The organism is Verrucomicrobiota bacterium JB022 (genome assembly GCA_030673845.1).
Classification (GTDB): Bacteria; Verrucomicrobiota; Verrucomicrobiia; order Opitutales; family Oceanipulchritudinaceae; genus WOUP01.
On record JAUTCQ010000015.1, the window covers coordinates 215,601 to 237,951 of the forward strand.

Here is a 22,351-nt window from a genome sequence, read left to right on the forward strand (position 1 = left end):
GCGGTGGAAGGTAGCTACCTTAAATAACCTCTCAGGATAGAGAGTGTCGGCTCCCGTTTCTTTCTTCAACCCGCTACTCGCCCCAGCCGAGGGGCTCGGTGTCGAGGATCTTGCGGGCGAGCTCGTCGAGTGCGTCGGGAGAGAGCTGGTAAATGGCGTCGGGGAGGTTTTGACGCGAAACGAGCAGGCTGGATGCGTCGACGCGGGCTTCGTGCAGCACTTCTTCGCTCACGGCGTCGCGCCAGACGATGTCGGCCTGCACGGCCAGCTCAAAAGTCAGGTCGCGCCCGGTGTCTTCGGGCAGGCTGGCGCGCGGGGTGGGCACGGCCTGGATCAGTGTCACTTCGAGCACGTAGTCGGCGACATCGAGGTCGCCCGAAAGCTTATGCCCGGGGCGGTTGATCAGGCGCTCTTCGAGGCGCAAAGTCAGGGTGGGTGAGGCCAAGGGCAGGCCGCTCTGGTTGACCACCGGCTCGATATAGACGTGGCTGATCTCCTGACGCTGGCCGGCGGCTGCCGTGCCCCATTGGTAATGCTGGCAGCCGGTAAGCGCGGCGAGGCTCAGGCAGAGTCCCAGGGAGGTGAAGCGCAGGAGGCTCATTCGACGCGGGCGGCATCGCCTTCGGCAGCCGAAGCGGCCGGGCTGTCCGGAAGGTTGTCGACCGGGCCGGCTTCGACCGGCTGGGAAACCGTTTCACCAGCAGGGGTGTCGGGCTCGGGTTCGCCTTCTTCGGCGCGGATTTCGGCGATGCGGGCGAGCAGTTCGCGCGCTTCCTGGGCGGCTTCGGAATCGGGCGCGAGGGTGATGGCCTCGTTCAGGAAGATGGAGGCGGCGGTGTAGTCGTCGCGGTAGCGGAAGAAGTAGCGGCCCAGCACGAGCTTGCTGCGGGCGTTGAGGTCGAGCATCTCTTCGAGGCCCTGCTCGGCCTGGGAGACTTCGTTCTCGTTGGGGAAAAGGATCAGGTAATCGCGGTAGTAGTTGATCGCTTCGCGGGTCGCGCCTTGGTCGTAGAGCGCACCGGAGGTCTCGGCGGCGAAGGTGGTGGCCAGTTCGAGGTAGGCGTCGTCGGTCAGCTGCCCGTTGGGGTAGAGGTTGATCATGCGGTCGAGCGCGTCCACCGCCTGGATCGTCTTGCCATTATACTGGTAGATCCGGGCCATGTTCATCAACGCCAGCGGGGCAAACTCGCTGTAGGGGGCGTTGAGCACGATCATCTCGAAGTGCGCAGCCGAGGTATTGTACTTCTTGTAGGGGAAGACGAAGAGGAAGCTCAGGCCCTTGCCCTCGGCTTCGGCCAGGGCGATCTCGAACTGCAGACGGATGACTTCGTTGAAGTGCGGATATTCCGGGTAGCGCCCGATGATCTGCTGCAGGGCCTCGAAGGCCGGAGTGTATTTGGCGTCTTCGTAGCGGGCGCGGCCACGCAGGAAGAGCGCCTGAGCGGCGTAGGAGGAAAGGGGGTAGCGGCGGGCGAGGCGCTTCGTCAGGTCGGCCGCTTCGTCGAAGTCTCCCTTGTCAAACTCACGCTGAGCGCGTTCGAAGAGTGGGCGAGCGGCAATATCCTGCTCATCCGCGCTCATCTGGGCGGGTTCGATGCCACGATCGAAGGGGTTCCACCAGGCAGCGTGGGTGTTGGGGGTAAGGGTGGCGGCGGCCAGCCCAAGGAGGGAGATCAGACGGAATCGCACCATGACGGATTTTAGAACCACTTTGCGAGCGTTGCGCCCCAGGTCAAGCCCCCGCCAAAGGCCACCATCAGCAGATAGTCGCCTTTTTGCAGGCGGCCAGCGCGGCGGGCTTCGTCGAGTGCGAGCGGGATGGAGGCGGAGGAGGTGTTGCCGTAGCGGTCGAGGTTAATGACGATACGGTCCATCGAGACGTTCATTCTTTCGGCCATCGCCTCGATGATGCGGGTATTGGCTTGGTGGGGCACAAAGAGTTTGAGCTGTTCGGCCGAGACGCCGTGGGCAGCCATCAGGTCTTGCGAGATCTGGCCCATCACGCGCACGGCGTGTTTGAAGACTTCGCGCCCGTTCATGTAGATCGTGTCGGGCGCAAACTCGAGATCGACCGGCCAGGTGGGGGCCTGGGTGGGCATCATGGGCACGCACAGGATGTGGTTTTCATTCCCGTCGGCACCCAAGCGGGTTTCGAGCAGGCCATAGCCCGGCTCGTCTTCGAGGCCGAGCACGACGGCCCCGGCGCCGTCGCCAAAGAGCACGCAGGTGGTCCGGTCTTTCCAGTTGAGGATGCGCGACATGACGTCGGCACCGATCACGAGGGCGCGGCGGTGCCCATGGCGGCGCATCAGCGCGTCGGCCACATCGAGCACGTAAGGGAACCCGGCGCAGGCCGCCTCCAGGTCCATTGCCGGGCAAGGTTTGATGCCCAGTTGCCGCTGCACAATGGTCGCCACGTTGGGGAAGGCCATGTCGGGCGTGCAAGTGCCCACGACAATCAGGTCGATGTCCTGTGCGGCTACCCCGGCATTGGCCAAGGCGTTGCGCGCGGCCTCGGTGGCCAGGACGGAGGTGGTTTCATGCTCAGCGGCGATCCGGCGCTCACGGATACCCGTCCGTGGACGGATCCAGGCATCAGAGGTATCGACAAACTGGGCGAGATCGTCGTTGGTCATCACACGGGCGGGGGCGTAGCTCCCCGTGCCGAGGATGACGACCGACTTGTTCCAGGCACTGCTCATCTCGGAAAAAGGTCAGCAAGATCGCTTTGCCGCCACCTGTCAAGGAGGCAGGCAGGCGGGGGTGGGCAAGAGGCGCGCTCGGGTGAGGCGCGCATTACGCTTCCGACGGGGCGGGAGCGGCTTTCAGGCGCTCATTGGCCCAGAGCACATCGTTGTGCACGTGGGAGATCAGCTTGCGCTCGACCACTTGGGCGGCGATGCGGATGGCGTTGGCGATGGCTTCGCGGCTGCTGCTGCCGTGGGCTTTGAGCACGGTGCCGCGCAGGCCGAGCAGGGGGGCGCCGCCGTAGCGTTCGGGGCTGAGGCGGTGCTTCATGCGGCTGATGGCAGGCTTGAGGAGCAGGCCGCCGATGGCGGTCAAGGGCTGGGCCTTGGCCTCCTGCTTCAGCACGCGGTTGATCATCTTGTAGAGCGCCTCGCTCGATTTGAGGACGACGTTGCCGGTAAAGCCGTCGGTCACGACCACGTCCACCTCGCCATTGAAGAGGTGGAAGCCTTCGATCAGGCCTACGTAGTTGAGGCGGTCGTCCTGTGCGGCGAGGAATTTCAGCAACTCGTGGGTGCGGGAGGTCAGCTCCGTCCCCTTGCCTTCTTCGGTGCCGATGCTGAGCAAGCCGATGCGGGGCTTTTCGATGCTCAGGGCGTCGCGGGCGTAGGCATTGCCCATCAGGGCGTAGTGCACCAGGTGCTCGGGCTTGGCCATGGGGTTGGCACCAGCATCGAGCAAGAGAAAGTGGCCGTTTTCGGAGGGCCAGACGGTGGCCAGCGCAGCGCGGTCGACTCCATCCAGCGTGCGCAGGCGCAGTTGGCCGGCGGCCATCAGGGCTCCGGTGTTGCCGCACGAGATGCCTGCCTGGCAAGTGCCGTCGCGCACCAGCTCGACGGTGCGAACGAGCGAGGCGTCTTTTTTCTGCCGGATGGCCTGCAGCGGCTTGTCCGACATTTCCACCACCTGCGAGGCGTGGAAGATCTGCACCCGCGAGTCGTTGGCAAGGCCGGCACCCTTGAGCGCCTCCTGGATTTGGGCTTCGTCGCCGACGATCACCACGCCGTCGAGCGCTTCACCTTTTTTGATGGCTTCGGCCGCACCTGCGACCATTTCCTGCACGCCGAGGTCGGCGCCCATGGCGTCCAGTGCGATGGTTCGGGCTGAATCCCCCATAATCGGGCAAAAGAAAGCCGGTCTGAGTGAGACCGGCAAGCTTGTAAAAAGTGACTCCTGAAACCGAGATCGACTAGATCTGGTCGACCTCGATGATCTGACGGCCGCGGTACATCCCGTTGACCGGGTTCACGCGGTGCGGGCGGAAGGCGGAGCCGTCGGTCGGGTCCTTGGCCAGTTGGGGCGCGGTGTAGCGGTTGCCGCCGCGGCGGGTGCGGGAGCGCTGCTTGGAGGTCTTGCGTTTCGGCTGGGCCATGGTCTTGGAAAGTCTTTAGAGATTAAAGAAAAGGAAAGAAAAAATGCCTCCCCGCACTCCCTGTCAAGCGGGAAAATAGGTACGGGCGGAGGGAAATCGGGTTGAACAGAAGGAAACGAAGTAAACGAAGGAGTTTTGGAAAAAGGAATTCTGAACAGAAGAACGCGAAGAGCGCAAAGCGTGCTTAAAAAACAAAGCTGCCGCACCGGACCTTCGTGTTCTTTGCGTTCTTCTGTTAAAGAAAACTCTTCGTTTCCTTCTGTGAACCCCCTTCTTTTCTATCCGGCGATGAGGCCGAAGTAGACGACCACGACCAGCGTGAGACCGAGGCGGTACCAGGCGAAGACGCTCAGGCCGTGGCGGCTGAGGTAGGAGACGAGCCACTTCACGGCGAAGGCGGCGAAGAGCATCGCCACGATGCAGCCAAAGAGCACCGGCCCGAGGTCGAGCACGCGCATCATGTCGGCCCCGTCCTGGACGGTCTTGTAGGCGGCGGCGGCGGTCAGGGTGATGAGGCCGAGCAGGAAGCTGAATTCGGCGGCGCGTGCCGGGGAGAGGCCGACCACGTAGCCGCCGACGATGGTCATCATGCTGCGGCTGGTGCCGGGCCACATGGCAACGCACTGGAGGAAGCCGATGGTCAGGCTCTGCAACAGGGCGAGGTCGGGCAGGTCGGGGCCGCTGTCGGGTTTCATCTCGCCATGACGGCGGCGGCGCCATCTTTCGACCCCGAACATCAGCAGCGAGCCCGCGAAGAGGGCAACCGCTACCGGCCAGACGCCGAAGAGGTAGGCCTCGATCACGTCATTGAAAAGCAGGCCGAGCACGGCGGCGGGCAGGAAGGCCACCCCGAGGTTGAGGGCGAGGCGGAAGCCGCGAAAATTCTCCTCCGGGTCGCCGATGCGCACGCCAAAGTGGCCCAGCGCCCAGCAAACGCTGCCCTTGGAGGCGTGCCAGATGCGCCGCCAGTAGATCAGCAGCACGGCGGCGATGGCCCCCCCCTGGATCACGATCGCATAAGCGTCGGCGGCCTGCTTCAAGGTATAGGGCTCGCCCGCGCTGTCGACGATCTGGGCACCCGTGTCGTCATACATCACATCCTGCAAATCGAGGCCCAGCCAGGCATTGGTCAGCAGCAGGTGCCCGGTGGAGGAGACGGGCAGATACTCCGTCAAGCCCTCGACCGCGCCGAGGATCAAGGCATCCATATACGTCAACTGCCGGGAGTCGTCCGCCATCACGTCGGGCGGGGTTTCCTCGGGGGCAGTCTCCGCCTGGGCGGCAAGAGGGCATATGAAGGCAACTAGAGCGAAAACCAGAGCGAAGAGGCGAGCCATGCGCTGCAGGGAAGCGCCTGTTTGGCGATGGCGCAACCTCGTAGTGGGCTTTTCGCTTGTCCCCCAGCGCATAGGGCAGTAATCCATGCGCGAAATGGATATGTTGCTCGAGCTGACCCAACAGGTGCGGCAGGGAGTCGACCTCGAACGCGCGCAAGTGGCGGCTGTCGCCCAGGCCTTGGCCTCGGCCGACGCCGATGCGCGCCAGAAGGAAGACTTCCTCGCTGCCCTGCACGCCAAGGGAGAGACGGTGGCTGAGATCACCGCTTTCGCTGGCGCCTTCCGTGAGATGGCGCTGGACCCTGGGCTGGAGTCGTGGCGAGAGCGCGGCATCGACATCGTGGGCACCGGCGGTAGCGGCATTGGCGGCTACAACATCTCCAGCGTGTCCGCTATCGTGACGGCGGCGGCGGGCGTGCCCGTGCTCAAGCACGGTGGGCGGGCGGTGACCTCCAAGAGCGGTGCGGCGGATTTCTTGACCGTGCTCGGCCTGCCCATCCAGTCCGACCCGGCGAAGCTGCAGGCCTCGGTCGAGCAGCTCAATTTCTGCTTCTTTTTCGCCCCGGCCTTCCATCCGGCGTTCAAGGAAATCGTGCCGGTGCGCAAGGCTTTGGCCGCCAAAGGCCAGCGTACGATCTTCAACATCCTCGGGCCGCTGATCAACCCCGCCCGCCCGCAGCGCCAGTTGCTTGGCGTCAGCCGGGCCGACCTGATCGAGCCTTTGGCCGATGCGCTGACCATTCTGGGCCTTACGCGCGGCTATGCCGTGGGCTCTCGCGTGGTGGGCGACAAGATCATGGATGAATTTTCCACTGCCGGCGACAACCTCGTGGCCGGAATTGGACAGCTGAAGGATCAGCGCGGCACCTGGACCCCGGAGGAGCAAGGTTTTGCCCGCGCGGAACTGGAAGAGCTTTGTGGGGGCACGCCGGAGGAAAATCTCGTGCTCTTCCAGCAAATCCTCGACGGCCAGGGCCGCCCGGGATTGATCGACACGATTTGCCATAACGCCGGGGCTGCATTATTTATCGCCGAGGCAGTTCCCAACTTGCCCGAAGGATACGCCCTAGCCCGAGAGTTGCTGCTGGGAGGGAAGGTCGCCGCGTGGGTGGCCAAGGCACAGGCTTTTTACAGAGAACTCGTATGAAGTATTTTGGTACAGACGGAATCCGCGGAGCAGCCGACAGCGAGCTGCTTGCCCCCGCCTTCGTGCGCCGCTTTGGTCGCGCGCTGGCCCTGCATTTGCGTGACCAGCACCCGCACGGGTTGATCCACGTGGTGGTGGGTCGCGATCCGCGCGCCTCGGGGCATGCAATCTCTCAGGCGCTCATGCAGGGGCTGGCGATGCCGTTCATCCGCATTTGCGATTGCCAGGTGGCGCCGACCCCGGCCGTGGCGCTGGCGGTCAAGCAGCTCAAGGCGGCGGCGGGCGTGGTCGTAACGGCCTCCCACAATCCGGCCAGCGACAACGGCCTCAAGCTGTTCGCCCCCGGCGGGGTGAAGTGGAGCGAAGTCGAGGAAGCCGCCTTCGAGGCTCGCATCGACACCCTCGACGAGGTGTCCGCCGGTCCGCTCCCCCCTGTTTACCTGCACGACGCACGCCGCCACTACCGCCAGTTTGCGGAAGAGACCCTTGGGGCGGAAGCGCTTTACGGCATGGTCATCGCCCTCGATGCGGCCAACGGCGCGACCGCATTGACCACCCGCGAGGTGCTGGAGTCCCTTGGTGCCCGCGTCTACGCGATCGGTGTCGAGCCCGACGGCCAGAACATCAACGACGGCGTGGGCAGCGAACACCCGGAGCGCCTGGCGGAGATCGTGCAGGAGCAGAACGCGCGCCTTGGCATCGCCCACGATGGCGATGGCGACCGTCTGGTGCTGGTCGACGAACACGGCCAGATCGTGGATGGCGACGCGCTGCTCGGCCTGCTCGCGCGCGAGCTGAAGGCACAGGATCGCCTCGCCCACGACACCCTTGTCACCACCAGCGTGAGCAATCTGGGTCTCGACCTCTCCCTCAAGGCCCACGGCATCAAGGTCGTGCGCGTCGGGGTGGGGGACCGTCTCGTGTTCCACGAGATGCAGCGCCACGGCTACACGCTGGGCGGCGAAAACAGCGGCCACCTCATCATCGGCGACCGCATGATGACGGGGGACGGCTTGGGCGCGGCCCTTGAGGTGCTCAAGGTCATGCGCCGCACCGGTCGTCCCTTGAGCGAGCTGGCGCGCGATATCGAGCTGCTGCCTCAGCTCAAGGCCAACCTGCGCGTGCAGGAAAAGGTGCCACTCGACCAGTTGCCCGACTACGAGGCTGGCATCCAGCAGCTCGAAGCTGCGCTGGCTGGCGAAGGCCGCATCCTCGTGCGCTATTCCGGCACCGAGCCCAAGATCCGCCTCCTCGTCGAAGCCAAGGACCCGGCCAAGGCCCAGCAGACCTTCGCCGCGCTCAAAGAGCTGACGGCGAAGCATCTGAAGCTGGTCTAGGCCATGGAGCCGCTCGGCAAAGCCATCGTCTGCCTCGGCCTGCTACTCGTCGTAGTGGGCCTGGTCGTCTGGCTCGCGGGCGGTCGCGGCTGGCTCGACTGGTTTGGCCGTTTGCCGGGCGACGTGCGCTTCGAAAGCGGCAGCACGCGCGTCTACTTTCCGGTCGTCACCTGCATCGTCGTCAGCATCGTGCTGAGTCTGGTGATGTGGCTGTTCCGGCGGTAGGCATGGCCAGTGTCAGGTTGAGGGGACCTTTTCGCAGTGGCACCCCTTCAGGGTGCATTCTTGAGGCTTGAAAACCCGGGGTGTCGATCCGCTAACGCGGACCTCAACCCCGGGCTAAGAGATGGCAAGCCGTTGGCTTGCTGGATGATGCAGCATCCCGGAGGGATGCCACTAGCTTAGCCGGTGGTTGAGGACGCTTGGCGTCCGACACCACCGGATGGTACCGCGCCAGAAAATGCACCCCGGAGGGCGTGCCACTGCGGCGAGGTCCACTCAACGCGACACTAGTTGCTCGGCGAGGAGCCCCACCTTTCAACCCTCCAAAAATAAAACCGGACGACTCCTCGGGGAATCGTCCGGCGACATGGATTTGATGGAACTCTGATGAGTAAAGGGGCGTCTTAGCCGTTGCGCTTGCGGCGGTAGGCGACGAAGCCGAGGGTGGCGAGGCCGGCCAGGATGGCGTAGGTGCGCGGTTCGGGCACGGCGGCCAGTTGGGCAATCGCGATGTTCGACATGTAGTCGATCGTCACGCCGTCGAGCGAGCCGATGGCGAAGGTAAAGTTGTCGAAGGAGATGCCTTGGGCCTCGTAGCCGTCGGTCTGCTCCGGGAAGTAGAATTCGAAGTAGATCGTTTCACCAGCGGCGATCGGGCGGTCGGAGATGTTGAGGCCCAGCGCGGTGGTGTCGAAGGGCATGTCGCCCGCCGCCCCGCCCGGCACATCAGTGGAGGCCGTGTAATCGAGGTTGCTGTAATTGCGGTTTGGCGTGCTGCCGTCCGGGTCGATGTAGTTAAACTTCCAGTTGCTGGCCTTGCCGCCGTTATTGCCATGCCAGTGCTCGGCATCGAAGCCCACGTAGTAGGAGTCGATGGTAAAGCTCAGGTTGTTGGTAAATCCGATGCGGATGGAGGCGGAGTAGCCTTCGTTGGGCAACATACCGAAAGAAAAATCGCCGTTGCTGCCGTAGCTGTAGATGCCGCCCAGCTCGCTGGTGCCGTCGCTGCGGCCCAGATAGCCGGGGCCGCGGCTGTCGCCAGCGCCGATCACGGTCCAGTTCGGCGCAGCGCCGGTGCCGGCGAAATTGTTGAAATTGTCGTAATACGCGAAGTCGGCGCTATTGATGGAGACGGCAGCAGACAGGGAGGCGGCTGCGGAGAGGGCCAAAAGGCTGAGGGACAGTTGCTTGCGCATATTGTTTTCGAGTTTGAGTAAGATGGTCGCATGTGTTCCGCACCTTTGCGGGACTTGAGCTCCTTTATCCACGGGGCGTGCCAGCTTGGGCCTTCCCACTCCCTAACTCACGGGTGGAAAATGGTTTAGCACCCGGGGTATTGCCCATCTTGAGACTGAGGTTCATGCAGAATGCTGCAGGGTGCCAGCCCGTTGGGGTGAGGATCTTGCACGTTGCGCGGGCGAGGGAGGGGATATTGGTTGACAGTTTTACTTGCTCTTCCCCCGCCCTTTGCACATCTTGTCTGGTTTCGGAACTTTCTTCCATCTAACTGCCGTGAGAGACGAATACATCAAAGCCGCCCAGAAAGTGATCCCGGACCCGAACATCCTCGTCAACGTGGTGTCCCGCCGGGTGAAACAGCTCAAGTTCGGCCAGCGCCCGATGGTCGAGTCCCTGGAGCGACTGAGCCCCGAAGACATCGCCCTGCGCGAAGTCATCGAAGGCAAGATCACCTACGAACTCTTCGAAGGCGAAGAAGACGAGGAGACCAACGAGGCTCCGCGCCTGTAGGCGACACCCCAGCTGCTTGAAGCAGGGCGAGCGTGCAGGCAGCACCCTCGCCCTTTTTGCGCTTACCCAGGCGCAACCCCAGAGAGAACGCATTTATGGCCCGCAAAAACAGCAAATCCGGTGAGCGGTATTGCGAGATCCGCAACAGCAAGGCTCAGCGCGACTACTTCGTGGACGAGACCCTTGAGGCTGGCCTGGTGCTGCAGGGCACGGAAGTGAAGAGCATCCGCGCGGGCGGTGCGCAGATCAGCGAATCTTTTGTGCGCATCGACCGAGGCGAGGCGATCCTCTACCACGCCAACATTCAGGAATACGCCTTCGGCAACTTCCAGAACCACAACCCCTACCGCCCCCGCAAGCTGCTGCTCCACCGCAAGGAGATCCTCAAGTGGGAGCAGGCGATCAAGGCAGGTGGGCTGGCGATCATCCCGCTCAAGATGTATTTCAAGAACGGCATGGTCAAAGTCCAGTTGGGGCTCTGCCGCGGCAAGCGCGAGTATGACAAGCGCGAAGACCTGAAGGAAGCCGTCGACCGTCGCGAGATGGACCGCGCGATCAAGGCTCACCTGCACCGCTAAGCCGCGATGGATGCCGAGCCGCGCCTGCACCTGGTGCTCTTTAACCCCGAGATCCCGCAAAATACGGGCAACGTGGGTCGCCTCTGCGCCTTTACCGACTGCCGCCTGCACCTGATCAAGCCGCTCGGCTTTACCATTACCGACCGGCACCTCAAGCGCAGCGGCATGGACTATTGGCACGAGCTGGATCTGCACATCCACGACGACTGGCAGGCTTTTCGTGCCAGTCCGTTGGCTCCACAGCGCCTCTGGCTCTTCACCACGCACGCCACGCAGACGTATTGGCAAGCCCAGTTCCAGCCCGGCGACGGCCTCGTCTTTGGCAACGAAGGCCACGGCGCGCCTGAATGGTTGCACGACGAGATCGGCCCCTCCCAACGCCTGACCTTGCCGCGCTTCAGTCAAAAGCCCCTGCGCTCACTCAACCTCTCCACCGCCGTCGGCATTGCCGCCTACGAAGCGCTCCGCCAGTTCGAGTTTGGGGCGTGAGAGTTTTGTGGTTTAGAGTTTCATCGAATGGACCTTGCCGCAGTGGCCTCTTCAAGAGACCCCCTTTTGCAGAGATCTCTGAAGGGGTGCTACTGCCGATAAGTTCACTCGGCTTCGCCTCTATTCCACGCCCAGACGCTCGGCTTCGTCGAAGATCGCGTTGCTGAGGTCGAAGCCGCGTACGGCTTCTTCGAGCACGAGGGAGCGTTCGTTTTCGGTCAAGGGCGTCTCGTCGATCCAGTTGCGGAACTGCTCCTTGTAGGCATCGAGATCGGGTATGTCGGCAAAGTTGTAGAAGTTGAGACCCACCTCGTCCGGCAGTTCGAATTGGCGCTGAATGGCTTGACCAATCATCTGACCGCCCGACATGTCGCCGAGGTAGCGCACGTAGAGGTGTGCCAACAGTGCGGCAGGAGTCTCGGCGGCGATTTCCTCCAGGTGGCGGGCGTAGTGCTGGCCTGCGTAGGGTAGGCTTTCTACCGGTTGCTCGCCGTCCGAAACGTCGGTGAGTTGTTCGATGTCCTCCGCCAGGGCCACTGCGCGGAAAAGCTCCGGGCGGACGAACTGCGTAAGGGCAGGGTGGGCCGAGTGTGTCCGTAAAGCGGATTCCAGGGCTTGGTAGGCTACCTGCAGTTCGCGCAGGTAGAAGATGTATGCGGGCAAAGACAGGGGGCCACGGATCAACCGTCTCACAAAGGGAGACCGTTCGGCGGCGCGGTGGGATTCCGCTGTCAAGGTGCGCAAGGCGGCAGAAAGCTTGACCGACGAAGAGGGCATCAACCTTACGGTAGATGCCCCTCAACAAGTGTCCAGCCTATATGACCTTACGGCTGCAGATTTGGAGCGAGCCACTTCTCCATTTCAGCGTAAGGCTTGTCCTTTCTCTCGGCATATTGCTTGAGCTGATCTTCGCCAATCAGGCCGACGTTGAAGTATTTTACGTCGGGGTGGGCGAAGTAGAGCCCGGAGACGGAGCCGCCGGGATACATGGCGAAGTTTTCCGTCAGCTTGATGCCTGTGCGGGCTTCGACGTCGAGCAGGTCCCAGAGGATCGCCTTTTCGGTGTGGTCGGGCGTGGCCGGGTAGCCGGCGGCAGGGCGGATGCCGCGATACTTTTCGTCGATCATCCACTGCAGGTGCGGATTTACCTCGTTGTGAGCCGAAGTCAGGTCGCTCGCGGTGGTAAAGCCTTCGCTCTCGCCGTAGCCCCAGAGGTCGCGCACGTCCTTGTGCAGCATCTCGGCAAAGGCCTCGGCCAGGCGGTCGCCGATTGCCTTGACGAGGATCGAGTTGTAGTCGTCGTGCTTGTCTTCGAAGGTCTTGGCGTATGCTTCGACCTGCGGGCCGCTGGTGACGGCAAAGCCGCCGCAGTAGTCGATCCGGCCGCTGTCCTTGGGGGCGACAAAGTCCGAGCAGGCGTAGTAGGGCATGGTGCCGTCGTCGTTGACCTTCTTCTTCTGCTGACGCAGGAAGTGGAACTTGGTCAACAGCTCGCGGCGCTGGGCGTCGCGGTATAGCTCCACATCGTTGCCTACGCTGTTGGCCGGCCAGAGGCCCCAGACGCCACGCGGCTGGAAGCGCTGGTTGCGCACGATGTCGTCGAGCATCTTGCGTGCGTCGGTGTAGAGGCGGCTGGCTTCCTCGCCATACTTCTGGTGGCTGAGGATCTTGGGGAAGACGCCCTTCAGCTCCCAGGTCCAGAAGAAGGGAGACCAGTCGATAAAGGTTGCGAGGCGTTCGAGTGTGACGTCCTTCACCTCCTGCAGGCCGGTGAGACGCGGGGTGGGGATGTCGACGCTGCCCCACTCGATCTGCGGGCGGCGGGCCTCGGCCTCTTCGTAGGTCATCAAGGTGTCGCCCTTGTTGGCCTGACGGCGCTCGTGCGAAGCGCGGTGACGGGCATTTTCTTCGCGGAACTTCGCAAAGGCCGCTTCGCGCTTGGCCGGATCTTTCTGGAGCAGGTCGTTGACGACGCCCACCACGAGGGAGGCGTCGGCCACGTGGACCACCGGGGCCTTGTCGTACTCCGGCTCGATCTTGACCGAGGTGTGCGCCTTGGAGGTGGTGGCGCCGCCGATCAGCAGGGGCACGTCGAAGCCGCCGCGCTGCATCTCCTTGGCGTTGTGGACCATCTCGTCGAGCGAGGGCGTGATCAGGCCGCTGAGGCCAATCGCGTCGGCATCGACTTCACGGGCCTTTTCGGCGATCTTGTCCCACGACATCATGACGCCGATGTCGTGCACCGTGTAGTTGTTGCACGAGAGCACGACGCCGACGATGTTCTTGCCGATGTCGTGCACGTCGCCCTTCACCGTCGCGAGCACAATGTCGCCGTTGTTCTGCTTGAGCTTTTCGACCGGCACGCCTTCGCGCTTGGCCTTGGCTTCCGCTTCGGCCATCGCCTTTTCCTTCTCCGCCTCCATGTAGGGCGTCAGGTAGGCAACGGCCTTTTTCATCACGCGGGCGCTCTTGACCACCTGGGGGAGGAACATCTTGCCGTCGCCAAAGAGCTGGCCGACGATCTTCATGCCGTCCATCAAGGGGCCCTCGATCACCTCCAGTGGGCGGTCGTATTGCTGTCGCGCCTCCTCGGTGTCGGCGTCGACAAAGTCCGTGACGCCGTGGCGGATGGCGTGGGCAAGGCGTTCGCCGACCGGAGCCTCGCGCCAGGCGAGCTTGTCGGTCGCCTTTTCCTCAGTCTTCTGCCCCTTGAACTGCTCGGCGTAGTCGATCAGGCGGTCGGTTGCATCGGGGCGGCGATTGAGCAGCACGTCTTCGATGTAGCCAAGCAGCTCCTTGTCCACGTCGTCATACACCGCGAGCATGCCGGCGTTGACGATACCCATGTCGAGCCCGGCGTGGATGGCGTGGTAGAGGAAGGCCGCGTGCATGGCCTCGCGCACCACGTTGTTACCGCGGAAGGAGAACGAAATGTTGCTCACGCCGCCGCTGACCTTGGCGTAGGGGCACACCTGCTTGATCTCGCGGGTGGCTTCGATGAAGTTGACCGCGTAGTTGTTGTGCTCCTCGATCCCGGTGGCGACGGTGAGGATATTGGGGTCGAAAATGATGTCGGCCGGGTTGAAGTCCAGCTTCTCGCGCAACAGGTCGTAAGCGCGCTTGCAGATCTTCACCTTGTCGTCCTTCTCGGCCGCCTGCCCCTGCTCGTCGAAGGCCATGATCACGGCGGCAGCGCCGTAGCGCTGGATCTTGCGGGCGTGCTCGAGGAATTTCTCCTCGCCCTCCTTGAGGCTGATGGAGTTGACGATCGCCTTGCCTTGGACGCACTGCAGGCCTGCTTCGATCACCGACCACTTGGAGCTGTCGATCATGATCGGCACGCGCGCGATGTCGGGCTCGCTGGCGATCAGGTTGAGGAAGCGCACCATGCACTCCTCGCTCTCCAGCATCCCTTCGTCGAAATTGACGTCGATGATGTTGGCGCCGTTTTCCACCTGCTGGCGGGCGATCTCGAGAGCCGCTTCGAAATTGTCTTCCTTGATGAGCTTCTTGAAGCGGGGCGAACCGGTGACATTGGTCCGTTCCCCCACCATGATGAAGTTGGCGAATAAATTCTGAGACATGAAAAAATGGGAATTATTTGGAACAGGAGTTTGCTGAGTAAAGGGAGCGGAAACCTTTAGATGTTTGGACTCCTTTTACTCCCTGAACTCCTGCTCGAATTTTGATTTACTGGATGACGCTGGCTTCGAGACCGCTCAGGCGCATGACAGGTTCGAAGCTCGGGATCTGGCGGACGGGGCTTTGCTTGAGGCGCTCGGCAATGGCTTTGATGTGGTTCGGGCGGGTGCCGCAGCAGCCGCCGACGACGTTCAGCCAGCCTTGGTCGGCGAATTCGCCCAGCACGCCCGCCATGTTGGCCGGAGTGTCGTCGTATTCGCCGAAGGCATTGGGCAGGCCCGCGTTGGGGTAGCAGCTGGTGTAGCAGTCGGCCAGGCGGTGGAAGTCCTCTACGTGCGGGCGCATGTCAGCTGCCCCGAGCGCGCAGTTGAGGCCTACGCTCAGGGGCTTGGCGTGCGCGATGGAGGCCCAGAACGCCTCGACCGTCTGCCCGCTCAGCGTGCGGCCCGAGCGGTCGGTAATCGTCACGGAGATCTGGATCGGCAGGCTGTAACCGAGATCGTCGAAGAGATCGTAGCAGGCAAAGATGGCGGCCTTGGCGTTGAGCGTGTCGAAGATCGTCTCGATCAGGAGCGTGTCGACGCCTCCTTCGACGAGGCCCTTGGCCTGCTCGTAATAAGCGGTCTTCAGTTGCTCGAAATTGATCGCGCGGAAGCCAGGGTTGTTCACGTCGGGCGAGAGCGAGGCCGTGCGGTTGGTCGGCCCGAGGCCCCCGGCCACGAACACCTGGCGGTCCGGGTGCTCGGCCATAAAGTCGTCGGCCACCTTGCGGCACAGCTGGGCGGCCGTCACGTTCAGCTCCGGCACCAGGTGCTCCAGATGGTAGTCTGCCTGCGAAATGCTGGTGGAGTTGAAGGTGTTGGTCTCGATGATGTCGCTGCCGGCTTCGAGGAAGCTGCGGTGGATGTTGGCGATCACATCGGGGCGGGTGATGACGAGCAGGTCGTTGTTGCCCTTGAGGTCGCCCTCATGGTCCTGGAAGCGCTCGCCGCGAAAGTCGTTCTCTTCCAGCTTGTAGCGCTGGATCTCGGTACCCATCCCCCCGTCGAGGAAGACGATGCGCTGGCTTAAAAGCTTGCGCAGGGCTGCTTCGCGTGCCTTCACGCGCTGGGCATTGGATTGGTCAGTCATAAATCATATCATCAAAATCTGATGATATGTTGTCAAGCGGGGCAGGTGGCAACCAACTGTCAATAGTGTCGCGATTTAGACGTTTGGTCAAGTTTTTACATTTTCGACGCAAAAGAAGTGTTGGACACGGGCTGGTACCCTCCCATACTTGGGGTTAGTTCATCGGATTCGGGGGCAAGGCTTCATGAACGACAGAAAATTTCTTGCACCGTTCCATGAACTCGGTACATAATCGTTACATCTTCCTTCTCAGGTAGATCAACTCTAACTACTCAATAGTTTATCCATGAAACTACCCCAATGTCTCGGTCTGTTTCGTTGGTCCAGTGTCGCTGCGGCTGTCGCCCTGCTTGGCTCTGCCTCCACTGCCAACGCCGAACTTTTCGCCTACGAAGGCTTCGATAACCCTACGCTCAATGCGCTGCCCACCTTTAACGCGCCTGATGCTACGGATCTGAGTGCGGTTGCTTCCAGTGGTTATGGCTTCAGTGGCGGCTGGACGCTTAACAACAAAACTCAGGTCGAAAATTCCAAGTATTACTCCGCCGGTCTGCAGTACCCGAGCAATTATCCGGGTTCGTTCACGGCTGTAGGTGGCCACGGGGTCAACGCAGCGGGCGGTGCCAATTCAGCTTTCCGCCTTAATTTCAGCACGGACACCGCTACTGCAGTCAACTCTGCCAGTAAGGTTTATATTTCTTTTCTGGGCCAGCGCCAAGGTCAGATCACTCCGGAAACGGGCCTCAACGGATTGGCCGCCCCCGGTACTTATATGAACCCTTACCCCCGCCCGGCTGGGTTCCGTATCCCGCATCAACCGACCAATAATGATAACGGCGCGTTGGGCTTGTTCGGCACCAACGGGAATAATGCTGAAAATAACGGCTGGGGCGCCTGGGGCTTCAAGGACGCCAACGGTGTTATGAGCGGGGCTGATGTTGATTCGGTGGACTTCATTGTCGCTGAACTCGATATGGTCACCTCCACCATCAGCTTCTGGGTAAACCCGCAGGTTGACGGTACGTCTGACGGCTACGTTAGCTTCGTTTATGCCGATGGCGGCGTTGTCCAGCCCATCAGCATGTATGCCTTTGGTGTGGAAGCTGGCAGCGGTAATGCTGAGCGCGCACCGGGCGAGTGGGCTTTCGACGAGATTCGTATTGGTGATTCCTGGCAAGATGTCGCTGGCTTCACGGTTAGCGGCCCAGTCGTGCCGGAACCCTCCACCTACGCCGCGTTTGCGGGCGTACTGGCGCTGGGCCTCGTGGTCTACCGCCGTCGCCGCAGCTAAAATCGGCTTCAGGTAAACAGGATTTTCAGCCGCTCTGTTCATCAGGGCGGCTTTTTTGTGCCCCAAATCAAAGGTCTATCGGGCCGAGCCTGGGCGCAACCCTTGGGGCATTTCGGCCGCAGGGCGCAGATAGAGCTGCCCTTGAGCGGTAAAAAGCACCACGTAGAGCGTCTCCGGGCGGGGCTCGATACTCACGCTGCTGCCGTAGATTGCGACGATGCCTTCCGTATCTTTGGCGGTGGCATCGTGGGCGTGTTCCCAGATCTGCGACCAGAATTGCTGGTTCACCCGCTCGGGCACGGCTGAAAACGCTTCCCGATAGCGTGAAGGAATGCTGGAAGTTTCATGAAATAAGTCCGCTCCTTCGGCTGGTTTTTCATCATCCCCAAATACGCGCCGCCACAGCAGCAGGGCCCGCTCTTCACCGTCCGATACCAACTGGTTATCGAATTTCACCACCACACCCTCCAGGTAGACTTGCCGCCCGAAGATGGTATGGGTCTCGGGCTCAGGCATCGCCTCCCTGCTCGCAGGCTCTTGCAGCACTACGCGCAGATGCGGTTCGGTAATCGTCGGTTCAACCTCCAGTGGTAGCACACGCAGGTAGGCGACCACCTCTTCCTGCTGCAGATTGCTCAAGGCGCGCTGCAAGGCCTGGTTTTCGTGCACCAGCGTTTCCAGCGTATGGGTGCCGGCCCACCAGAAATAGCCGCCCACTGCGGTGATCGTCGCCGCTCCGATCAAGGTCGCCCGTGTCATCCACTTCATGACCCTCAAGATGCCCTTCCTCGCTCCCGGGGGCAAATTCTGACGCGCGGTTTCCGCAGTGAAAGCTTGAGGCCGTCAGGCTTTGCCTGCAGAGTCGGTCCTGCCTTCGCTGCTGCTACTATGGACTCCGCCGAACACCTCGAATACCACAAAGACGGCTCGCTCTGGGCTCGTGGTCAACGCCTTGGTGGGACGCCCGTCGGCTACTGGGAGTGGTTCCGCAAAGACGGCACCAAGCTACGCTCCGGCCACTTCGACTCCGCCGGCAATCAAATCGGCGAATGGACCACCTACGACCAGAAGGGCGAAGTGTATAAAGTCACGCGAAAGAAGGCAAAGTGATCACCGCACCGTCATCCGATACGCGCTGTAGATCTCCTGATCGTTGAGCTTCGTTTGGGCCCAGACGATGTAGTTGCCGGGGCGGTCGGGGCGGAAATTGAAGCGTAGGTCGGGGTGCTCGGTGGTTTCGTCTTGCTGCACGTAGGCGAGGTCGGCGGAGACGGGGTGCAGGTGGGCAAATCCGCGCTTGTCGGCATCGAAGGCCACGACGTGGGCAAAGCTGTCCATGATCTTCTGGAAGCGCAGGGGCGCGTCGCCCTCAGGCGTCACCTGCAGTGTAAACTCGTAGGTCTCGTTGGGGCGAAATTCGCCGTCGTGGTTGGCGGAGAGGCGCAGGTCGTAGTCGCCATGGTCGCTCGATTGGCCAAGGTCGACCGCCGGATGCGCGAGGGGATGCTCGTTACCCGTCACCTCCACCTGCTCGGCCAGCAGGATGCGCCGGCCGGTCTCCAGCATCACAAAGTCGAGAAACACGTGGTAGGTGCCAGGTAGCCGCGGCTGGAACTCCAGCAGATACTCGCCCCCTGCGCCAAGGCCTTGCGGGTGCACGTGCTGGTAATCCCGGCCGCTTTGGTCGACCACCATGCAGTGGAGTCGCTTGGTGTGGCTGATCGCGAGATCTTCGTAGCTTACCGGCTTGCCGCTGACGGTCTGGAGCTGCAGGCGCACCTGGGCGGGTTCGTCGACGCGTAGCTCGTTCAGCGGCTGGACGGAGGTCGTCAGCGGAAAACGCAGCGCGCCGAGGTCGAAAAAGTCCACCTCTTCAAAGCCGCAGCCCTCGATCGCCCCCTGTTCGTTGAGGTAGTCGCCGTAGTGCAGGATCTGGCATTTTTCGACCGGAAGCGTGCGGACGACGGCAAACGCGCCGGCGCAGCCGACGGTGATCAGGGCGATGGAGAGGAAGGGGCGCATGGGGCAGGCGGGGTTATTTGCGGTCTTGCTGAATCTTTTTCACGAAGACCTCGGGCGACCACATGGTGCCGGGGAGGCGGTAAATGATGGTACCGGTTGGGTCGACCAACGTAGTGGTCATCGTGTGCTTGATGATGTTCTGCTCGTCTTCCTCGGCCAGCACGCCGAGCTGCTTGGTGAGGTTGCGGGTGACCGAGCTGGGCCCGCTGAGGAAAATGTGGCGCGACAGGTCGACGCCTTTGTTTTCGGCATACGCGGTCCAGATGCCGGGCGTATCGTAATCGGCATCGAGCGTGATCGAGACCAGCTTCACATCGTCGAGCCCCGCGTCGTCGAGCAGCGTGTCCAAGGCCTTCATTCGCTCGGTCGCGGCCGGGCACATGTTGGGGTCGGGGCAGCGGCTGAAGATGAAATTGATGACGGCATACTGGCCCTTGAGGCTCTCGCCGAGGAAGAGGTTGCCGTTATTATCCCAGAGGGCAAAGCGCGGCATCTTTTCGCCCGTGTTGCGGAAGGCCTTGCGTCCGCGCTGGAGGGTATCGCGCTGCAGCTGGTCGGCCATCAACGTAATTTGCCCCTGGGCGTTGGGCGTGGCGGGCCAGACGGCCTGCAGTCGCGTGATCGAGCCGATTTTCGCCAGCTCGGCCTCGATCTGGTCGCCTGCTTCGTAGATCGCCGCATCGCCCGCGCCGAGGCGGACGGCCACCGTCTCGCCATCTTCGAGTTCGAGCACGGCCCGGCCTTGTTCGCGGTCCACCGATTGGAAAGTGCCGGAGACCTGCTCCGCAGCATGAACGAGGGGAGCGGACACCAGGAGCAGCGCAGCCAGCTGCAGAAGGGGTTTCATGCCGACACCTTTACCACCAAACCGCCCCGCGTGCAAAGGAAACCGGATTGGCACGGGAAGCGAACATTTTTGCTATACGTTTGTTCCGTGTTTCTGGTAAAGAAAAAGTGTCACCAATGACGGTGACACTGTTCTTAGAAAGGAGGTGGTAAGTATGGATCCATCGTTGTTATTCGCGATGGTCATTCTGCTTCTGCTGATCGTGGCAACCAAAGCCTAACTTGGTCGTCACTCCCCGGTTTCCAGCCGGGGTCCTTTCTAAGACTTTAATTTAGTCAATCTGCCTCTTATTTCAAGCAAATCCGGCTACGGTGGGGCAGGGTGCATTTCGCTCAGCCTCGTTAATGGCGTTTTTACATTTCATTAGCGACGCTGTTAATACAAGTTCGTGCTGGTCATGACGGCAGAAGTAGCTTATCTGATGCGGAACGAAAGCGCTGCTACCGGCGATCACCCCCTTTCGTCTGATTTGCTTTGCGGTCTTCCTCTCACAGAACGGTCGAGTTCCAGCCCTGGCTGAGCGGTTATGCTTTCCTGTGCTTTGCCGTGACGTTGATTCTGCTCTATGCGGGCGGCTTCACCACGACGATCGGCGCCGGTATGGTGTTCCCCGACTGGCCTTTGAGCAACGGCTCGCTCAACCCGCCCGGGTGGACGACCGACCAGGCCATGATGGCCGAACACGGGCACCGCCTCCTGGGCGCGACGGTCGGCAGCCTCTGCATTGGGCTCGTCGTGTGGACACAGTTGCGGGAGGGCCGGAAGTGGGTGCGTCGTCTCGCCATTTTGGCGTTGGCCTTTGTGATCTTCCAAGGCCTGTTGGGCGGCGCGCGTGTGCTGCTGGTCAATACAGATTTGGCGATGGTGCATGGCATCACGGCGCAGATTTTCCTCTGTATCCTGGCCTCGGTGGCGGTCTCCTGCTCGCGCTGGTGGCGGCAGATCGAGGTGACGCCCGAGCAGAGTCGCGCATGGTTTGGCCAGCGCTGCCTCGGTGCCGTGCTCATCCTCCTGACTCTGGCCCAGCTCACCGTGGGCTCCGTCCTCCGCCATGATGGGGTGGGGATGGCGATCCCGTATTTCCCCGCTGCCACGGCCGACGGCAGCCTTTTGCCTGCCTCCTGGAGTTGGGCGACGGGCATTAATATGACCCACCGCACCCTCGCGCTGTGCATCTTTTTGCTGGCGCACGTCTGGGCTTGGCGCGTCTGGCGCACCCCAGGCACCACGATGGCGATGAAGGGCTTTGCGCTGGCCTCGCTGGTGCTGGTTTACGTTCAGGTGCTGCTCGGTGCGAGCGTCATCTGGAGCATTCGCGCGCCGATCCAGACGACCCTGCACGTCCTGAATGGCGCGCTATTCCTTAGTGTAACGTGGGTTTCGGTTTTTGCCTTCGCCAAACCCTTGCTTTCGCGACGGGAATCTGCTCATGATCTTATAGCTTCTGCTAGTCCTGCTAATAGTGAGTCTTCCGATACATGGCCAACCCCAGCCATCTCCTCGCGCTCCTGAGTTACCCATTTTTATGTCTTCTACCGGTCAAACTTTGGCGCCGGCCACTTCGGTGGCGGGCGAGTCTCGTCTAGGCGATTACCTCGAGCTGACCAAGCCGCGGTTGAGCCTGATGTCGGTCCTGACTGCCGTGCTTGGCTACTTCGCGGCGGGTCCGCAGGTCGACCAAGGCGTCTTCTGGTGCCTGCTGATCGGCACGAGCCTGGCGGCGGGTGGCGCGGGTGCGCTCAATCAGTGGGCCGAGCGCGATGCCGACGCCCGGATGCGCCGCACGGCCAATCGTCCGGTGGCTTCGGGCCGCGTTTCGCCCATGGCCGCCTTTACCTATGGTGCGGGCCTGAGCCTTGGCGGAGTCGCCTGCCTCGCCTTGGGCGTTAACCTCACGGCCAGCCTGCTCGCGGCGGCCACGGTGTTGCTTTATGTGCTGGCCTACACGCCGCTGAAGAAGGTAACGCCCTGGTCGACCGAAGTGGGCGCGATCCCCGGCGCACTCCCCCCGCTGATCGGCTGGGTGGCGGCGGGCGCGGGCTTCAGCGCGATGGGCTGGGTGCTGTTCGCAGTGCTCTTTACCTGGCAGATCCCGCACTTCATGGCCATCTGCTGGAATTGCCGCGAAGACTACAAGGCGGGCGGCTTCAAGATGCTGACGCTGGTCGACGCCGACGGCAGTCGCACCGCGCGCAAGGCCTTTATCTGGAGCGTGCTGCTGGTGGGCGTAAGCTTCCTGCCACTGATGGAGGGCGAGTTTGGCTGGTTCCTCGGCGTGAGCGCGGCTCTGCTGGGGGCCTACCTGCTGCGCCCTGCCTGGCAGTTCTGGCGTCAGGCATCGGAGCGCACGGCGACGGCGCGCCCGTTGTTTTTCGCGACGATCGTCTACCTGCCGCTCTATCTCTCGGCCCTCGTGGTCGACCGCTTCTTTCTCTAACC

21 protein-coding genes and 2 pseudogenes are annotated in these 22,351 nt (G+C 62.2%); 10 read left to right on the forward strand and 13 right to left on the reverse strand.

Going from position 1 to position 22,351, the window contains the following annotated elements:
• Positions 1 to 73: 73 nt before the first annotated feature.
• The 6 genes from lptE to Q7P63_11490 form a co-directional block, all read right to left on the reverse strand.
• Positions 74 to 601: an LPS assembly lipoprotein LptE gene (lptE, locus tag Q7P63_11465; GenBank protein MDP0500705.1), complete on the reverse strand. Its 528-nt coding sequence runs from the start codon at positions 599 to 601 to the stop codon at positions 74 to 76.
• Positions 598 to 1,692 (reverse strand): outer membrane protein assembly factor BamD, encoded by a 1,095-nt coding sequence (gene bamD / locus Q7P63_11470; GenBank protein ID MDP0500706.1) that lies wholly within the window; start codon positions 1,690 to 1,692, stop codon positions 598 to 600. Before bamD ends, lptE begins: the two co-directional genes overlap by 4 nt.
• An 8-nt stretch (positions 1,693 to 1,700) precedes the next feature.
• The gene (locus Q7P63_11475) at positions 1,701 to 2,702 is read right to left on the reverse strand and encodes a beta-ketoacyl-ACP synthase III (protein MDP0500707.1); all 1,002 of its coding nucleotides are present in this window, start codon (positions 2,700 to 2,702) and stop codon (positions 1,701 to 1,703) included.
• 94 nt (positions 2,703 to 2,796) lie between these two features.
• Positions 2,797 to 3,864 carry a phosphate acyltransferase PlsX gene (gene plsX, locus Q7P63_11480; protein MDP0500708.1) on the reverse strand — a complete coding sequence of 356 codons (1,068 nt, stop codon included), beginning with the start codon at positions 3,862 to 3,864 and terminating at the stop codon, positions 2,797 to 2,799.
• Positions 3,865 to 3,937: 73 nt separating this feature from the next.
• Positions 3,938 to 4,120: a 50S ribosomal protein L32 gene (gene rpmF / locus Q7P63_11485; GenBank protein ID MDP0500709.1), complete on the reverse strand. Its 183-nt coding sequence runs from the start codon at positions 4,118 to 4,120 to the stop codon at positions 3,938 to 3,940.
• Between the two features lie 278 nt (positions 4,121 to 4,398).
• Complete coding sequence (locus tag Q7P63_11490) at positions 4,399 to 5,457, reverse strand: undecaprenyl-diphosphate phosphatase (protein ID MDP0500710.1); 1,059 nt, start codon at positions 5,455 to 5,457, stop codon at positions 4,399 to 4,401.
• Positions 5,458 to 5,551: 94 nt separating this feature from the next.
• Here Q7P63_11490 and trpD point away from each other — a divergent pair, with 94 nt between their 5' ends.
• Genes trpD through Q7P63_11505 form a run of 3 tightly spaced genes read left to right on the forward strand, consistent with a single transcriptional unit; the run spans position 5,552 to position 8,166 of the window.
• The gene (gene trpD, locus Q7P63_11495) at positions 5,552 to 6,604 is read left to right on the forward strand and encodes an anthranilate phosphoribosyltransferase (GenBank protein ID MDP0500711.1); all 1,053 of its coding nucleotides are present in this window, start codon (positions 5,552 to 5,554) and stop codon (positions 6,602 to 6,604) included.
• The gene (glmM, locus tag Q7P63_11500; protein MDP0500712.1) at positions 6,601 to 7,941 is read left to right on the forward strand and encodes a phosphoglucosamine mutase; all 1,341 of its coding nucleotides are present in this window, start codon (positions 6,601 to 6,603) and stop codon (positions 7,939 to 7,941) included. Before trpD ends, glmM begins: the two co-directional genes overlap by 4 nt.
• A 3-nt stretch (positions 7,942 to 7,944) precedes the next feature.
• Positions 7,945 to 8,166, forward strand: coding sequence for a DUF2905 domain-containing protein (locus Q7P63_11505; protein ID MDP0500713.1), 222 nt, complete (start codon positions 7,945 to 7,947; stop codon positions 8,164 to 8,166).
• Between the two features lie 401 nt (positions 8,167 to 8,567).
• On the opposite strand, the gene Q7P63_11510 is transcribed toward Q7P63_11505, so the two are convergent.
• Positions 8,568 to 9,359 carry a PEP-CTERM sorting domain-containing protein gene (locus Q7P63_11510; GenBank protein ID MDP0500714.1) on the reverse strand — a complete coding sequence of 264 codons (792 nt, stop codon included), beginning with the start codon at positions 9,357 to 9,359 and terminating at the stop codon, positions 8,568 to 8,570.
• Positions 9,360 to 9,675: 316 nt separating this feature from the next.
• On the opposite strand from Q7P63_11510, the gene Q7P63_11515 reads away from it, so the two are divergent.
• The 3 genes from Q7P63_11515 to Q7P63_11525 all read left to right on the forward strand — a co-directional run bounded on the left by Q7P63_11515 (position 9,676) and on the right by Q7P63_11525 (position 10,979).
• A complete protein-coding gene (locus Q7P63_11515; GenBank protein ID MDP0500715.1) occupies positions 9,676 to 9,912 on the forward strand; it encodes a DNA-directed RNA polymerase subunit omega in 237 nt (78 codons plus the stop codon).
• 95 nt (positions 9,913 to 10,007) lie between these two features.
• Entirely contained in the window at positions 10,008 to 10,490 is a 483-nt protein-coding gene (gene smpB, locus Q7P63_11520; protein ID MDP0500716.1) for an SsrA-binding protein SmpB, read from the forward strand.
• 6 nt (positions 10,491 to 10,496) lie between these two features.
• Positions 10,497 to 10,979, forward strand: coding sequence for a tRNA (cytidine(34)-2'-O)-methyltransferase (locus Q7P63_11525; GenBank protein ID MDP0500717.1), 483 nt, complete (start codon positions 10,497 to 10,499; stop codon positions 10,977 to 10,979).
• A 120-nt stretch (positions 10,980 to 11,099) separates the two neighbouring features.
• On the opposite strand, the gene Q7P63_11530 is transcribed toward Q7P63_11525, so the two are convergent.
• The 3 genes and pseudogenes from Q7P63_11530 to Q7P63_11540 form a co-directional block, all read right to left on the reverse strand.
• On the reverse strand, positions 11,100 to 11,756 hold the full coding sequence (locus Q7P63_11530) for a biliverdin-producing heme oxygenase (GenBank protein ID MDP0500718.1): 657 nt from the start codon (positions 11,754 to 11,756) through the stop codon (positions 11,100 to 11,102).
• A gap of 47 nt (positions 11,757 to 11,803) precedes the next feature.
• A pseudogene (gene metH / locus Q7P63_11535) lies at positions 11,804 to 14,539 on the reverse strand (methionine synthase).
• A 148-nt stretch (positions 14,540 to 14,687) separates the two neighbouring features.
• Positions 14,688 to 15,752, reverse strand: a pseudogene (locus Q7P63_11540) (homocysteine S-methyltransferase family protein).
• A gap of 286 nt (positions 15,753 to 16,038) precedes the next feature.
• Between Q7P63_11540 and Q7P63_11545 the strand changes: the two are divergent.
• Positions 16,039 to 17,043 (forward strand): PEP-CTERM sorting domain-containing protein, encoded by a 1,005-nt coding sequence (locus tag Q7P63_11545; GenBank protein ID MDP0500719.1) that lies wholly within the window; start codon positions 16,039 to 16,041, stop codon positions 17,041 to 17,043.
• Between the two features lie 75 nt (positions 17,044 to 17,118).
• Here the strand turns inward: Q7P63_11545 and Q7P63_11550 are convergent, their stop codons facing one another.
• A complete protein-coding gene (locus tag Q7P63_11550; protein MDP0500720.1) occupies positions 17,119 to 17,811 on the reverse strand; it encodes a hypothetical protein in 693 nt (230 codons plus the stop codon).
• A gap of 120 nt (positions 17,812 to 17,931) precedes the next feature.
• Here Q7P63_11550 and Q7P63_11555 point away from each other — a divergent pair, with 120 nt between their 5' ends.
• Entirely contained in the window at positions 17,932 to 18,153 is a 222-nt protein-coding gene (locus Q7P63_11555; protein ID MDP0500721.1) for a hypothetical protein, read from the forward strand.
• On the opposite strand, the gene Q7P63_11560 is transcribed toward Q7P63_11555, so the two are convergent.
• The gene (locus Q7P63_11560; protein ID MDP0500722.1) at positions 18,154 to 19,065 is read right to left on the reverse strand and encodes a hypothetical protein; all 912 of its coding nucleotides are present in this window, start codon (positions 19,063 to 19,065) and stop codon (positions 18,154 to 18,156) included. It lies immediately after the preceding gene.
• A gap of 13 nt (positions 19,066 to 19,078) precedes the next feature.
• The gene (locus tag Q7P63_11565) at positions 19,079 to 19,912 is read right to left on the reverse strand and encodes an SCO family protein (GenBank protein MDP0500723.1); all 834 of its coding nucleotides are present in this window, start codon (positions 19,910 to 19,912) and stop codon (positions 19,079 to 19,081) included.
• A gap of 474 nt (positions 19,913 to 20,386) precedes the next feature.
• On the opposite strand from Q7P63_11565, the gene Q7P63_11570 reads away from it, so the two are divergent.
• Both Q7P63_11570 and cyoE read left to right on the forward strand, forming a co-directional pair.
• Positions 20,387 to 21,424 (forward strand): COX15/CtaA family protein, encoded by a 1,038-nt coding sequence (locus tag Q7P63_11570; GenBank protein MDP0500724.1) that lies wholly within the window; start codon positions 20,387 to 20,389, stop codon positions 21,422 to 21,424.
• 13 nt (positions 21,425 to 21,437) lie between these two features.
• Positions 21,438 to 22,349 (forward strand): heme o synthase, encoded by a 912-nt coding sequence (cyoE, locus tag Q7P63_11575; protein ID MDP0500725.1) that lies wholly within the window; start codon positions 21,438 to 21,440, stop codon positions 22,347 to 22,349.
• Positions 22,350 to 22,351 lie beyond the last annotated feature (2 nt).

What these genes read in the sequence shown, in the direction of transcription:
- Q7P63_11490 (MDP0500710.1), bottom strand. Translation starts at nt 5,457, where the DNA reads ATGGCTCGCCTCTTCGCTCTGGTTTTCGCTCTAGTTGCCTTCATATGC.
- bamD (MDP0500706.1), bottom strand. Translation starts at nt 1,692, where the DNA reads ATGGTGCGATTCCGTCTGATCTCCCTCCTTGGGCTGGCCGCCGCCACC.
- trpD (MDP0500711.1), top strand. Translation starts at nt 5,552, where the DNA reads ATGGATATGTTGCTCGAGCTGACCCAACAGGTGCGGCAGGGAGTCGAC.
- Q7P63_11510 (MDP0500714.1), bottom strand. Translation starts at nt 9,359, where the DNA reads ATGCGCAAGCAACTGTCCCTCAGCCTTTTGGCCCTCTCCGCAGCCGCC.
- Q7P63_11560 (MDP0500722.1), bottom strand. Translation starts at nt 19,065, where the DNA reads ATGCGCCCCTTCCTCTCCATCGCCCTGATCACCGTCGGCTGCGCCGGC.
- Q7P63_11555 (MDP0500721.1), top strand. Translation starts at nt 17,932, where the DNA reads ATGGACTCCGCCGAACACCTCGAATACCACAAAGACGGCTCGCTCTGG.
- cyoE (MDP0500725.1), top strand. Translation starts at nt 21,438, where the DNA reads ATGTCTTCTACCGGTCAAACTTTGGCGCCGGCCACTTCGGTGGCGGGC.
- lptE (MDP0500705.1), bottom strand. Translation starts at nt 601, where the DNA reads ATGAGCCTCCTGCGCTTCACCTCCCTGGGACTCTGCCTGAGCCTCGCC.
- rpmF (MDP0500709.1), bottom strand. Translation starts at nt 4,120, where the DNA reads ATGGCCCAGCCGAAACGCAAGACCTCCAAGCAGCGCTCCCGCACCCGC.
- Q7P63_11545 (MDP0500719.1), top strand. Translation starts at nt 16,039, where the DNA reads ATGAAACTACCCCAATGTCTCGGTCTGTTTCGTTGGTCCAGTGTCGCT.
- plsX (MDP0500708.1), bottom strand. Translation starts at nt 3,864, where the DNA reads ATGGGGGATTCAGCCCGAACCATCGCACTGGACGCCATGGGCGCCGAC.
- smpB (MDP0500716.1), top strand. Translation starts at nt 10,008, where the DNA reads ATGGCCCGCAAAAACAGCAAATCCGGTGAGCGGTATTGCGAGATCCGC.
- glmM (MDP0500712.1), top strand. Translation starts at nt 6,601, where the DNA reads ATGAAGTATTTTGGTACAGACGGAATCCGCGGAGCAGCCGACAGCGAG.
- Q7P63_11530 (MDP0500718.1), bottom strand. Translation starts at nt 11,756, where the DNA reads ATGCCCTCTTCGTCGGTCAAGCTTTCTGCCGCCTTGCGCACCTTGACA.
- Q7P63_11525 (MDP0500717.1), top strand. Translation starts at nt 10,497, where the DNA reads ATGGATGCCGAGCCGCGCCTGCACCTGGTGCTCTTTAACCCCGAGATC.
- Q7P63_11565 (MDP0500723.1), bottom strand. Translation starts at nt 19,912, where the DNA reads ATGAAACCCCTTCTGCAGCTGGCTGCGCTGCTCCTGGTGTCCGCTCCC.
- Q7P63_11550 (MDP0500720.1), bottom strand. Translation starts at nt 17,811, where the DNA reads ATGAAGTGGATGACACGGGCGACCTTGATCGGAGCGGCGACGATCACC.
- Q7P63_11475 (MDP0500707.1), bottom strand. Translation starts at nt 2,702, where the DNA reads ATGAGCAGTGCCTGGAACAAGTCGGTCGTCATCCTCGGCACGGGGAGC.
- Q7P63_11505 (MDP0500713.1), top strand. Translation starts at nt 7,945, where the DNA reads ATGGAGCCGCTCGGCAAAGCCATCGTCTGCCTCGGCCTGCTACTCGTC.